This window comes from Cellulosimicrobium sp. PMB13 (assembly GCF_051294865.1).
Classification (GTDB): Bacteria; Actinomycetota; Actinomycetes; order Actinomycetales; family Cellulomonadaceae; genus Cellulosimicrobium.
Window position 1 is genome coordinate 48,451 of sequence record NZ_CP145910.1, and the last position, 13,433, is coordinate 61,883.

Genomic DNA, 13,433 nt, shown 5'->3' on the forward strand with positions numbered 1-13,433 from the left:
TCAGGCCTGGTCGTCGGACGCGGTGACGCGTGCCCCCGCCGCACGCACCCAGTCCGCGAGCGCGACGGTCTGCGTCGCGAAGTCGTGGACGTCGCTGCCCCACGGGTCCTTGAAGAAGAACCCGAGCTCCGGCACCGGGCCTGCGCAGCCGGCGGCGTCCGCGAGCGCGAGGAGGCGCGCGAGGTCGAGCACGAGCGGCGCGGCGAGCATCGAGTCGTACGCGGACCACGTCGTCTGCAGCGTCAGGCGCGAGCCGAGGAAGCCCTCGACGTGGACGTGGTCCCACGCGACCTTGATGTCGCCGAGGTCGGGCACGTTGTCGATGTGCAGCGGGGTGACGTCGCTGCCCGTGAGGTCCTGGAGGCCGCGGGTCTTCGACGCGAGCTTGCTGCGGACCGCCTCGGGGTCGGCGAGCGTCGCGCCGTCTCCCCCGCCCAGCAGGTTCGCACCGGCCCACGAGAGCACGCGCAGGCCGCGCGCGGCGAACGCGGGCGCGAGGATCGTGCGCAGCCACGTCTGGCCGGTCTTGCCGTCCTGGCCCGCGACAGGGACGCCCCGCTCGCGCGCGATCTCCAGGAGGACGGGCAGGTCCATGCTCGCCGACGGCGTGAAGCCGGCGTAGGGCGCGCCCGCGAGCAGCGCCGCGTACGCCACGACGGAGCTCGCCGGGAGGACGGCACGATCGGGGTCGGCGAGCGCGGCCTCGAGGAGGGCGCGGTCCGAGAACTCGGGCAGCGGCTCCGGCAGCGGCTCGGTGGACGCGAGGTCCACGACGACGACGCGGGCGAGGCCGTTGCGCTCGCGGAAGTCGGTGATGTCGGCCGCGAGGCGCTCGGCCGCCGCCTGCTGCGACTCACGACGCTCGTGCCCGACGGCGCCCGGGCGCGCGTCGTAGCCGTGGCGCACCTCGGCGTCGGCCCGCTCCAGCGCGGCGTGGGTCGCGGCGAGCAGCCGCGGCGCGATCATGCCGGCCTCGACGAGCAGCTCGGCGTGCTTCGCCAGGGAGACGTCGGTGATGTCGTGACCGCCGACGACGAGGTCCGCGAAGCCGGGGAGCGGCGCGGAGGCGAACGGCTCCTGCGCGGTGACGCACCCGGTGGGCGCCGCGCGCCCGTCGACGATCGCGGCGAGGCCGAGGACCGCGGTGGTCGCCACCGACCCGCGCGCCCCGACGAGCCACAGTCCGGTCCGACCAGAGGCGTTGTGGTGCATCGTTGCTCCCGTTCCGTCGGCCGCACGCCGGGGCGCGGACCGAAGTGTCGCGACGGTGGCTTCACTGCCACCGCAGGCCGGTGCCCGCAGCACACGGGGAGCGTGCCCGAGGCGACGGCCTGCAGCGACCCTAACCACACTTTTGTCGGTGGTCAATCAAAAGCGGTGCGGTTCTGCTCGGAGTGGACGGAACCGGTGACAAAAGGCGGACGCCCCTCCCGTACCGGCCGCCACGAGCCGGCCACGAACCGGCCACGAGCCAGCCACGAACCGGCTGCCCAGGAGCGCGCCGAGCACGGGTTCAGCCACCGTATCTCGTCGGATCCGGTGGCTGAACCCGTGCTCGGCGGTGGCTGACCCCGTGCTCGACCAGGCTCAGGGAGCGGCGGCGAAGTCGAGCTGCTCGTCCACGACGGCGAGCACCGACCACGTGTTCCCGTCGGCGTCGGTCAGCTCGTACGCCGGGACGAGCACCGCGGCACCGTCCGGCTGGTACTGGACGGCCGCGCCGAGCTGCGCGCCGGTGATCGTCACGTCGGTCACGGGCCACGCGAACCGGCTGCCCTCGGCGACGGTCGGCGGGACCGTGGGAGCCTCCATCTCCTCGGGGGCGATGCCGATCTCCGGGACCGCCGTCACGACGCCGTCGCGCGCCCACGCGATCGGGCCGCCGCCCGAGAACCGCGGGTCGCCGAGCCGCTCGACCGCCTCGGCCGGGCTCACGACGTCGTACGTGCCCAGCGGCACGCGCGGGGCGAGCGATCCGTAGAGCGACGACAGGCCGGCGCCGGAGAACGTGGCGCCCCACGCGACGCCCGTGCGCCGGCCGTCCACGACCTCGAACGCGGACGCCATGCTGACACGCGGCGCGCCCTGGTCCGCGGGCTGCTCCTCCGCGACGACCTCGAACGCGCCGGCGTCCAGGCCGAGCTCGCCGAGCACCGCACGCAGCTGCGCGACCGCGTCGTCCCCGCTCGGCGGCGCGCCGTGGTCCTGCTCGACGCACGCCCCCGGCTCGGCGGACGACGTCCCCTCGCCGCCGTCGGTGGAGCCGCCCTCCGCGGGCATCGGCGTCACGACGACGCAGCCCCACGGGTCCTTCGTCGGGTCGTTGAACGAGACGCTCGCGAGACCGTCGGGCTGGATCGAGACGCGCGGCCCCGTCCAGTCGCTCGCCCCGACGGCGAGCGCGCCGAACTCCTCGCGGACCTCCCCCTCGACGCCGAGGACGTCGGCGACGCGGCGCACCGTCTCGTGCGAGAACACGCCCTGCGCGTCGTAGGCCCAGGCGTCGGCGCGCCCAGCCTCGGTCGCCAGCCCGTCCTGGTGGAACACGCTCCGCCCGCCCCAGCCGCCGTAGGCCAGGTCGGAGGCCGCGCGCGACGACGGACCGACCAAGGTCTCCGCAGTGACGCCGCCCGCCGCGTCGGCCGCGGCGTGCTCCTGCGCCGACCCCGACGACCCGAGCTGGATCGGGGCGAGCGCCGAGCTGGCCGCCTGCTCGTCCGACGCGCTCCCCGCACCCGTCCCGGCGCCGAGCGCGTAGCCGCCACCGCCGACCACGAGCACTCCCGCGACAGCCGCGGCCACGAGAAGCGGCGCACGACGGCGGCGCCGCGCGGCGAGCTCGTCCGGCACCACCGGGAGCTCGACCGGCACCAAGGCAGGGCCGGCATCGTCCCCGGCGCCGGCGAACGCCTCGGGCGCGCGCTCGCGGACCGCCGCCTCGATGACGGCGACGTCGGGCACCTCGTCGGCGGCCGGGTCTGCCGCTCGCAGCCGGTCCAGCGCGGCGTCGTCGGTCCCGACCGGGCCGGAGCGGTCGGACCGGTCGGCGGACCGGTCGGACCGGTCGGCCGGTGCCGCGGTGGGCTCGTCAGGGGTGTTCGTGGTCATGTCGACTCCAGGTACTGCGCAGGACGCGGGTCCGACGGTTGTGTCGTCCACCGGGCTTGTGTCGTCAGGCGCCGGTCTCTTGCGGGGCGCGCGCCACGGCGACGGCGCCGCCGCCGTCCCACGCGGCGCGCAACCGGGCCCGCGCGCGGGACAGCGCGGCGTCCGCCCCGCCGCGCGACACCCCGAGCACGGCCGCCAGCTCGTCGCCCGTCAGCCCTTCCCACGCGTGGAGCAGCAGGATGCGCCGGTCGCGCGGCGACAGGGCGACGAGCGCGCGCCGCACCTCGTCGTCCTGCACGACGACGTGCTCGACGTCCGCGCCCGCGTCGGCCTCCTCCGGCACGTCGGCGACGGGGACCGCCCGGGCCTTGCGCCGGTGGTTGGCCAGCACGAACCCGGCGGTCCGGTACAGCCAGGGCAGCTCGGCGCCGTCGGGCACGTCGTCGCGACGACGCCACGCCGTCGCGAGCACCTCGGCCGCGAGGTCCTCGGCGTCGGGGCCGACGGCGCCCTGCCCGGTGGGCAGGCGGCGCCGGAAGTAGCGGTACAGGGCGCCCGAGTGCGCGCCGAAGATCACGGCGAACCACGCGGCATCGTGCGGCAGGCCGTGCGGCGGGTCGTGCGGCGGGTCGTGCGGCGGGTGCTCGCGTGCGGCACCGGACGTCGCGTCGGGCGTCTCGTCGGTCGTCACGGCGGCTCCTGTGTCGTCGGGCGGTCGCCCGCAGGTGGCGGACGCTCGTCAACCGCTCTGTGTCGCGGGGCGGCGGGTCCTTGCACGGCCGCTTCGTCGCTTCCCCGCGAGCACCCGAGGGAGCCGTGGAACCGGCGCCCGTCCGTCCCGGGAGCCGCCACAGGATCACCCGCTCTGGGCACGATCCTGCCACCGCCGACGCCCTACGCTGAGGACCATGAGCGCCACCGACGCCGCCGGTGGGGCGGAGCACCAGCAGGCCGGGCCGGTGAGCCCCCGGCGCCGTCGTGGCCGCTGGGGTCTGTGGGTGGGCTGGTCGCTCGTCGCGCTCGGGGTCCTCCTCCTGGTCGGTGCCGCCCTCCTCGTGCGCGACGCGCTCGCCGCGGGAGGCGCGCTCGAGAGCGCGATGGCCGAGGTGCCGGCGGCGGAGGAGGCGCTGCGCGCCGGGGACGTCGAGACCGCGTCCGCGATCCTCGCCGACGTCCAGCCGCTCACCGCGACCGCGCGCTCGAGCACCGACGGGCCCCTCTGGGCCCTCGCCGCGCACCTGCCCGTCGTCGGGCAGGACGTCCGCGCCTACGCGGCGTCGGCGGCGACCGTCGACGACCTCGCCACGGACGTCCTCCCCCCGCTGACCCAGATCCTCGCCGTCGTCGAGGGGGACGCGATCACGATCACCGACGGCGCGGTCGACCTCGCACCGCTCGAGGAGGCGGCCCCGCTGACGGCGCGTGCGGCTGCCGCGTTCGACGACATCGACGCGCGCCACGCGCAGGTGGACCGCTCCGCCCTGCACGCGGAGGTCGCGGAGCCGTACGACCGGCTCGTCGCCGCGACCGACGAGCTGCGCCCGCTCGTGCGCACCACCGATCGCGTCACGACGCTCGGCCCGGCGATGCTCGGCGCCGACGGCCCGCGCCGCTACCTCGTCCTCGCGCTCAACAACGCGGAGCTGCGCGCCGCAGGCGGCATCACCGGGGCGCTCGCCGTCCTCACGGTCGACGACGGACGGGTCGCCCTCGAGCGCCAGGCCTCGACCGCCGACGTGCCGCCGTTCGCCGAGCCGGTCCTGCCGCTCGACCCGGGCGTCGAGCAGCTCTACTCCGACCGCGTGGGGCGCTTCGTCCAGGACACGACGCTCACGCCCGACTTCCCGACGGCGGCCGCGCTCTCCGCCGAGATGTGGGAGCGGGCCCAGGGCGAACAGGTGGACGGGGTCGTCGCGACCGATCCCGTCGCCCTGTCCTACCTCCTCGAGTCGACGGGACCCGTCGACGTGGCGGGCACGACCGTGGACTCGACGACGGTGGTCCGCACCCTGCTCTCGGACAGCTACGCGCAGCTCGAGCCCGGCCCCGCGACCGACGAATTCTTCGGCACGGTGGCGTCGTCGGTCCTCAGCGCGTTCCTCGGCGGCGGTGCGGACCCTGCGACGGCCCTCGATGCCGTCGAGCGTGCCGCGGACGAGCACCGCCTGATGCTGTGGTCGGCCCACGCGGACGAGCAGGAGAGCCTCGCGGGCACGGTCGTGGCCGGCGACATCGACACCGCGGACCGGGCAGCGCGCTCCGTCGGGGTGTTCCTCAACGACGGCACCGGCGGAAAGATGGGTTACCACCTCGACACCGCGGTCCGGCACACGGGGAGCCGCTGCACGGCCGACGGTCGCGTCGACACGTTCGCGGCCGACCTGACCTCGACCGCCCCCGCAGACGCCGCGACGAGTCTGCCGTGGTACGTGACCGGTGGGGGGATCTCCGGCGTCGAGCCGGGCGTCACCCGGACGTTCGTCGTGCTGTACCCGCCGCGCGGCCAGACCGTCACGGACGTCCGACGCGACGACCGGTCGGCGCCGGGCCAGCCCGGGACCGTCGGTGACCGCGCAGCGGTGTCGGTCATGGTGGACCTCGCGCCCGGCCAGACCACGACGCTCACGTTCGCGACGACGTCGCCCGCCGACGACGACGCGCCCGACCCCTCACCAGGCCTCCTCGACGTGTGGTCGACGCCGACGGCACGCACGGCAGGGCTGCAGACCGTCGAGGTCCCGGTCTGCGGCTGACCACCGTCCGCGGGTGAATTCTCATCACGGACCGGTAACGATGCCCGGCGGCATTCTTTTTCACCCGGACGATCGTCCAACTCGAAGCACTGACGTCGATACTGTGGCCGCATCCCCATTCTTCCGGGAGAGCTGCCGCGGCGGCTGCGGCTGAGTATCACTGCCGCTGCTCGCCGGCTCCCTCCTTCCAGCACCGCACCTCCTGAGACCGAGACGAGGAAGCCATGAGCAGCTCGAGAGGGTCGCGCACCACGGTCCGCACACTCGCCGCCACCGCAGCCGTCGGCGTCGCCGTGCTACTGGCTGCGCCGTCGGCGCACGCCGACGACTCGTACGTCCCGCCCGAGCCCACGATCGACCTCACGGTCCTCTCCCCCGTCTGCGACGGCGACGTGCCGTATCTCGAGTACGCGGTCGACGTCACGGGCACCGAGAACAACACCGTGACCATCACGTGGCAGAACCCCTCCGGCGACGACATCGTCCAGTCCGGGCTGCCGCTCAGCGGTCGTGTCATCTGGCCCGGCGCGGTCGTCGGCCCGGACGGGCGCGGCGCCGACTGGCCCGGCTGGCGCCTCGAGGGTGGCGAGTGGGTCGTGGGCGACGAGTTCGACTGGGTCCGCCCGTCGGTCGAGGTGCTCTTCGAGGTCAACCCCGAGACCGTCGTGACGGTGGACTACCCGCCGTCGTCGCCGAACTGCGCGACGAACCCGCCCGGCGAGGAAGACCCGCCGCCCGCCCAGCAGGTGTCGAACCCCGGCACGACGACGTCGAGCGACGCGCCCGGCCTGGCCGAGACGGGCGCGACGGTCGGCCTGTACGCGGCGATCGCCGCGGGTCTCGCCGTCGTCGGGGCAGCGATCCTGCTGCTGACCCGGCGCACGCGCAAGAGCTGACCGGTCCCGGTCCGGGCACCCCCCTGACCGGACCACGACGACGGGCTCCGCACCTCACGAGGTGCGGAGCCCGTCGTCGTACAGCCCTTGGGCGGGAGGCGGCGCTCAGCCCGCCGGCCAGGACCCGGCCGCGAGGCGTGACCCGAGGCCCTCGAAGGCCCAGCGGTCGACGACGAGCACCGGTCCGCCCGGGGCGTCGCCGACGTACCACTGCAGCTGGTCGGCCGTGCGCACCTCGGCCCCGGTGCCGTCGACGCACGACAGCGTCCAACGGGTGAGCGTCGCGGGCGTGCCGCCCACGACCGCCTCGGACTCCTCGGCCGCGGCGACGGGCCGGGCCGCGAGCGCGTCCGCGCCGGGGCACGTCGCGTCGTCGGGGACGTGGGCGGAGGCGGGGTCGACGCCGTCGAGCGCGGGTCCGGTGAGGATGTCGAAGCTCGGGCACACGGCGTCCTCCGGGCAGCCCCCGGCGCGCACCTGCGTCACGCCGTCGTCCGGCTGGATCACGGACCAGTACTCCGCGGCGGGGAGCGTGAGCGGGCCGACCGGGACCTGTCCGCCGTGCTGCGCGTGGTCGCCGTGCTCCGCGTGGTCCTCGCCCGCGCCCGCGGGGCCGGACCCGCCGGCGTCGGGCGCCTGCGCGTCCGACGTCTCGGTGCCTGACGTCTCGACGGGCGGTGCGGCGTCCGGTCCGCTGCCGGCACCGGTGCTCCCCGTGCAGGACGTGAGGAACCCGACGGCGAGCGCGACCACCAGGACGGGACCGGAGCGGGCCGCCGCACCCGGCAGGGGCGGCCGCGCCGCGGCCCCCTCCGTCCTCGGGTGGGAGGGGCGTCCGACGGACGAGGGACGAGGGGTGCCGCGACGCAGGTGCACGGTGACTTGCCTTTCACGATCGGAGCGACCCCGTAGCCCACTGGGGAGGGCTGCGGGGTGACCTCGACGGTCCGTCCACGCTAGCGAGCGCGGCGGAACGCCGAGATCAGGGAGATCCACACGGGTCGCCGGCCGCGGGTACGGGTTTCCCCGTACCCGCGGCCGGCGCCTGGGCCGGGTCAGCAGGCGCCCTGCGCCTCCCACGGCCCGTACTGCTCGGCGCCGGGGACGTTGTTCTGCGTCCACCACTTCGCGCGGTAGGCCTGGCCCTGGTAGGAGACCGTCGCGCCGCCGGTGTAGACGGCGGACGCGGACCAGGCGGCCGCGGTGCACTCGCCCGGGTCGGTCGGGTCGGTCGGGTCGGTCGGGTCCGTCGGGTCCGTCGGGTCGTCGCCGCACGGGCCCGTGGCCTCCCACGGGCCGCCCGCGGTCGGGGTCTCGCCCTGGGTCCACCACTTCGCGCGGTAGTTCGTCCCCTGGTACGACGCCGTCGCACCGCCCGTGTAGACCGCCGCGGCGGACCAGGCGGGCAGGCACCCGTCGCCCGGGTCGGTCGGGTCGGTCGGGTCGGTCGGGTCGGTGGGATCCGTCGGATCGGTGGGATCGGTGGGATCCGTCGGGTCGGTCGGGTCCGTCGGCCCGTCGGTCCCGTCGACCGGGCCCGCCGGCGCGGCGCGGAGCGCGTCGGTGAAGCCGCCGAGGAGCGAGCCGTCGTGGTTGCCGGACAGGTCCCACCACATCCCGCCGCCCAGGCCCTTGTCGGCGACGTAGTCCGCCTTCGCGGCCACCGACCGCGGGTTGTCGTAGCTCCACCACTGGTCGCCGTCGTACCGCCAGGCCGAGACGGTCTCGGCGTCGTAGTAGTCCTGGCCGCGCGTACGGAGCTTGTCGTAGTCCTCGTTGCCGGCCTCCCACGTGCCCGGCGCGGCCCCGTTCGCCGCGGACCAGGGCTCGGCCGAGCCGACGCCCTTCCACCCGCGGCCGTACATCGCGAGCCCGACGCCGAGCTGGGACGGGTCGATGCCCGTGCGCAGGTACTCGTTCACGGCCTTGTCGACGCTGAACTGCCGGTTCGCGGCGCGCGGGTCGGCCGGGTCGTCCCACAGGTTGCCCTGGTGCCCGGCGAGCGCGGGGTCCCAGGCGCCGTGCAGGTCGTAGCCCTGGACGTTGCCGTAGTCGAGGTACTCGAAGATCTCCGGGTCGTTCCACCCGCCCGCGGCGATGTCGTCGGGGTTCGCCGGCAGGAAGGCGGACAGCAGGTAGTGCTTGCCCGTCTGGGCGCCGTACGCGTCGAGCTGGGTGCGGAACTCCTGGAGCAGGAGCTTGAAGTTGCGCGCGTCGTTCACGACGTCGACGTGGTTGCCCACCTCGCCGTTGAGCGAGCCGGGCCACTCCCAGTCGATGTCGATGCCGTCGAACACGCCCGCCGCCGCGCCGGGACCACCGCGGCCGTCGATGACGGGCAGGTTGCCCTTGATGTAGAGATCGATGCACGAGGACACGAGCTTCTTGCGCGACGCGTCCGTCGCCGCGGCGAGCGAGAAGTTCTTGGACCAGGTCCACCCGCCCAGCGAGATCATCGGGCGCAGGTGCGGGTTCTTGGCCTTGAGCTGCTTGAGCTGGTTGAACGATCCCGCGAGCGGCTGGTCCCAGGCGTCGGCGACCCCGGCGACGGAGTTCGCCGCGGTGTAGCCCATGCCGAAGTCGGCCCACGCGTCGCCCGCACCGTCGGACCCGTTCGGGCCGGTCCCCTGCGCCTTGTTCGCGATGAAGCAGGTGAGGTTCTGATGGTGGATGTTGCCGAACGAGTAGTTGATGTGGGTCAGGTCCGCGGCGGCCCCGGAGTCCTGCACCTTCTTGAGCTGGAAGTTCCGGCCGTACACGCCCCACTGCGTGAAGTAGCCGACGTTCCGGTAGCCGTTGACGTCGCTGTCGCCGGGATGGGTGACGGGATCGGACGGAGCGGCGGGGACGGCTGCCGGAGCGGCGCTCGCCGGTGCGACGCCGCCGATCAGCCCGGCGACGAGGGCGACGGTCGCGGCGAGCGCGACCGCGGGACCGCCGCGTCGGCGTCCCGTCCGTCTGGTGCGGGTGAACACGTCCATGGGTCCTGCCTCACGTGGTGTCGTGGGCGACGGCGCGGCCTCCGCGGCCGGCGTCGTCGCCGGGGTCGTCACGAACGTAGGCGCGACCGCGCCCGTCCGACATCCGCGCTCTCCACATTGTTCGCGATCTGAACTTACGCGCGATGTAGGGGAGAACCCGTAGGCCGTACCATCCCGAAACGGGCCGAACCGGCGCGTTCAGCCGCCCCCGAGGCCGCGGCGTCGGGCGAGGGACCGGCACCCGGCCACCGCCGAACCCGGGGTGAGCACCCGATCCGGCCACTGATCGCCACACAACCCCGGGTTCGGCAGGCAACGGTGCCGAACCCCGGGTTAGCAGCCGATCCGGCCGCTGATCGACGCACAACCCCGGGTTCGGCACGCGACGACCCGCCAGGGTCAGCGACCCACCCGGTGCGCCAGGACCGTGAGCTCGACGCGCGACCGGACGCCGAGCTTGCGGAACACCCGGCCGAGGTGCACCTCGACCGTGCGGACGGACAGGAAGAGCTGGTCGGCCGCCTCGCGGTTCGACCCGCCCTGCACGACGAGCAGCGCGACGTCGAGCTCGCGCTCCGTGAGCTCGTCCGCCCACCGCACGCGCAGCTCGGCGAGCGCGTCGTCGGAGACCTCGCTCTCGCGCGCGGCGAGACGGCACCGGTCGGGCACGCGCACGACGGCCGGGCCCGTCACCGCCGCCCCCGGCCGGTGCCACGCCCTCGCCACCGCGCCGTGCCCCCCGACGACCGCACCCCCGACGACGCTCGTACGCACCCCGGGCCCGACGCCCGCGCGAACCTCGCCCGCACGGACCTCGCCCGCACGGACCTGGGCGCCAGTTCCACCCGCGGCCTCCGGTGACCGGTCGGCGGTGGCGTCGTCGGGGTGCCCGCCCAGGTGACGCACCACGTCGACGAGCTCCTCCCGGGCCGCGTTCGCCCAGGCGTCGGCGCCGGACTCGGCGAAGAGCTCGATGGCCGAGAGGAACAGCCCGTGCGCGCGCGACAGCTCGCCGGCCCGGACGAGGGCTCGCGCCGCGCACAGGTCGGTGCGCGCGTGCTCGTACGGCGAGGCCGTCGTCCGGTTGACGCGCGTCGCCCGCTCGACGGGCTGGGCGAGCTCCTCGGGCGCCGCGAGCGCGAGCTCGGCGCGCACGAGGGACGCCGCGCGCAACGAGGGCGGCAGCTCCTTGGCGTCGACGCGCCGTCTCGAGAGCGCCCGGTGCGCCGCGTCGACGCGACCGGCGACGACCCACGCCTCGACGTCGTCGAGGCCGGGCAGGGGGAGCATGCGCGAGCTGTCCGGGCGCTCGCGCTCCGCGGCGAGCTCGAGGAGCGTCGCCGCCTGCGTGACGTGGTGCGCGAACGCCGCCCCCATCGCGCGGTCGACCAGGAGGCCGAGCCGCACGGGACGCGCCGTCGGGCTCGCGCACGTCTCCTCGAGCGCCGTCGCGACGCTCCCCACGACGCCGGCGGTCATCATGTCGACGCGGCGCGCCACCGCGACGCCGAGCCCGGCGAACGGCAGGCCGAGCGGGAGCCGGAACGCGGCGTCGGCGATCTCGTCGGCCGCTCGCGTGAGGTTGCCGCGCCACACGTCGACGAGCACCTGGGCGAGGCGCACGTGGGCCTCGGCGAGCGGCGTGAGCGCGGTCGCCGGCCCGTCGAACCAGCGCGCCTCGTCCCGGACGGGCGCGAGCGACGCGACGGCGCTCGCGAGCGTCTGGGCGGCGGCCTCGGGGTGGTCGTCGGCGGCGACGGCGAGGGCCCGGCACACCTGGACGTACGCCTCGTGGTCGGGTCCCAGGCCGTCGTCGGGCACGTGGGCCGGGCGCTCCCCCACGCCGAACGTCGCAGCCCACGTCCGGCCGAGGGCCAGCTCGGCGAGCGTCCGCGGGTCCGCGTCCCCGCCGGACGGGCACAGGTAGGCGGCCGTGTCGAGGAGCTGGCTCGCGCTCACCCCGTCGCCGCGCTCGGCGTGCAGCCGGGCCGCCGTGACGACGCCGCACGTGATGCCGGGGCGCGCCGCCGCCGCGGGCCCGGCGCCCGCCGGGCGGAGGTAGGGCGTGAGGACGTCGTCGGGCACCTGTCCCTCGGCGAGCGTGAGGGCGGCGACGAGCGGGCCGAGGGTCCGGGCGCGCAGGGCGTCGTCCCCGCTCCGCGACGCCTTGCGCAACCAGTCGGCGGCGTCCTGGACGTGCCCGGACTTGAGCGCCGCGATCCCCGCCACGGCGAAGGCCTCGGCGCGGTGGGCGCCGTCCGCCTGGCTCGCCGCCTCGCGGGCGACCTCGTGGGCCCAGACGACGTCGCCCCGGTCGAGATGACGCGCGGCGATGCGCAGCAGTCCCGGGACGAGCCCCGGGTCGCCGGCGAGGGTCGCGAGCGCGCCGTGCCAGACGGCGACGTCGTCCTCCCCCGCCCTGCGGTGGGCCTCGGCGAGGGCGGCGTGCGCCGCGGTGCGCTCGGCGAGGCGGGCGTCACCGTGCACGAGGGCGCGCACGCGGGGGTCGACGAACGCGAACCGGCCCCCGACGAGCACGAGGTGCTCCGCGAGGGGGCCGTCGAGCACCTCGTCCATCGTCTGGTCGACGGCGGCGAGCAGCAGCTCGGTCCGGTCGACGACGGCGACCGCCGCCACGAGGAGCGCGTGCCGCTGCTCGGTCGTCAGGAGGGCCAGCCGGTCCCCGAGCAGACGACGCACCGCCGGGACGACCGGCAGCGGGTCGGGGAGGATCGCGCCGCCGGCGAGCTGCTCGGGCGTGAGGAGGTCGGCGGTCTGGACGATCGCGGCCGCGTTGCCGACGAGGCGCCGCGCGAGGTGCGCGGCGACGTGCGGCGCGACGGCGAGCCGGCGCTCCACGAGCAGGAGGTGCAGCGCGTCGGCCGCGGCGAGCGGCGGGACCTTGCGGAGCTCGAACGGTGTCGACGACGCGTCCAGCGCGCCGTCCGCCGCGGTCGCGAGGAGGACGACGGGCGCGCGCCGGTGCCCGACGAGCGCGACGAGCACCGCGCGGCTGCGCTCGTCGAGGAGGTGGAGGTCGTCGGCCACGAGCACGACCGTCGTCGTCTCGAACGCCTCGACGAACAGTTCGGCGAGCGCGACGGCGGCGACCTCCGGGGGGTAGGCATAGGCCGGTTCGGTGAGGTCGAGCGCTCGCTCGAGCCGGGGCGGCACCGTGCGGCCGGAGAGCTGGACGACCTGGGAGACGAGGGCCGCGACCGCCGCGCCGGGCACCGGGGCGCCCGCCGGTGGCCGGCAGTGCACGACGACGGGCGGGTGCGCCACCGTCGCGGCGACCACGGCCTCGCACACGAGCTCGAGGGTCGCGCTCGCGCCCATCCCGGGCTCGGCCGTCCACACGAACGCGCCGCGACCCTCCACCACGGCGGCGAGGGCGAGCTCGGTCTCCTGCGCCCGTGACGACAGGCGCTCGAGCCGCCGTGCGGCGCGGGCGTCCGCGCTGCGTGCGCGACCGGGGATCACGAGGTCCAGCGTGCTGTCCGACATGGCGGCCCTTCCGTCCGAGGGCACCGTTGCCCGACGACCGGGTGAAATGTTAACAACCCTCCGTAAACGGGAGGCGGTCTCATCGTTTCCCGGGCGTTACGGGCACGCCACCGGAGCCGGTCCCCGGGAGACGACCCAGGGCCACCCGAGCGAGGGACCTTGCCCGGGACGACGAGGAGGTCTAGCCT

8 protein-coding genes are annotated in these 13,433 nt (G+C 75.6%); 2 read left to right on the top strand and 6 right to left on the bottom strand.

Annotated elements, in window-relative coordinates; translation table 11 throughout:
* The 3 genes from V5D56_RS00410 to V5D56_RS00420 all read right to left on the bottom strand — a co-directional run bounded on the left by V5D56_RS00410 (window position 1) and on the right by V5D56_RS00420 (window position 3,799).
* On the bottom strand, window positions 1-1,212 hold the full coding sequence (locus tag V5D56_RS00410) for an inositol-3-phosphate synthase (protein WP_435737101.1): 1,212 nt from the start codon (window positions 1,210-1,212) through the stop codon (window positions 1-3).
* A 375-nt stretch (window positions 1,213-1,587) separates the two neighbouring features.
* Complete coding sequence (locus V5D56_RS00415) at window positions 1,588-3,108, bottom strand: hypothetical protein (RefSeq protein WP_435737102.1); 1,521 nt, start codon at window positions 3,106-3,108, stop codon at window positions 1,588-1,590.
* Window positions 3,109-3,172: 64 nt separating this feature from the next.
* Entirely contained in the window at window positions 3,173-3,799 is a 627-nt protein-coding gene (locus tag V5D56_RS00420; protein ID WP_435737103.1) for an RNA polymerase sigma factor, read from the bottom strand.
* A gap of 217 nt (window positions 3,800-4,016) precedes the next feature.
* Between V5D56_RS00420 and V5D56_RS00425 the strand changes: the two genes are divergently transcribed.
* Both V5D56_RS00425 and V5D56_RS00430 read left to right on the top strand, forming a co-directional pair.
* The gene (locus tag V5D56_RS00425) at window positions 4,017-5,861 is read left to right on the top strand and encodes a DUF4012 domain-containing protein (RefSeq protein WP_435737104.1); all 1,845 of its coding nucleotides are present in this window, start codon (window positions 4,017-4,019) and stop codon (window positions 5,859-5,861) included.
* 224 nt (window positions 5,862-6,085) lie between these two features.
* Entirely contained in the window at window positions 6,086-6,757 is a 672-nt protein-coding gene (locus V5D56_RS00430; RefSeq protein WP_435737105.1) for a peptidase, read from the top strand.
* 105 nt (window positions 6,758-6,862) lie between these two features.
* Here the strand turns inward: V5D56_RS00430 and V5D56_RS00435 are convergent, their stop codons facing one another.
* The 3 genes from V5D56_RS00435 to V5D56_RS00445 all read right to left on the bottom strand — a co-directional run bounded on the left by V5D56_RS00435 (window position 6,863) and on the right by V5D56_RS00445 (window position 13,245).
* Entirely contained in the window at window positions 6,863-7,510 is a 648-nt protein-coding gene (locus V5D56_RS00435) for a hypothetical protein (protein WP_435737106.1), read from the bottom strand.
* Between the two features lie 302 nt (window positions 7,511-7,812).
* Complete coding sequence (locus tag V5D56_RS00440; protein WP_435737107.1) at window positions 7,813-9,738, bottom strand: glycosyl hydrolase family 18 protein; 1,926 nt, start codon at window positions 9,736-9,738, stop codon at window positions 7,813-7,815.
* 399 nt (window positions 9,739-10,137) lie between these two features.
* The gene (locus V5D56_RS00445) at window positions 10,138-13,245 is read right to left on the bottom strand and encodes a LuxR C-terminal-related transcriptional regulator (RefSeq protein ID WP_435737108.1); all 3,108 of its coding nucleotides are present in this window, start codon (window positions 13,243-13,245) and stop codon (window positions 10,138-10,140) included.
* Between the last annotated feature and the right edge of the window lie 188 nt (window positions 13,246-13,433).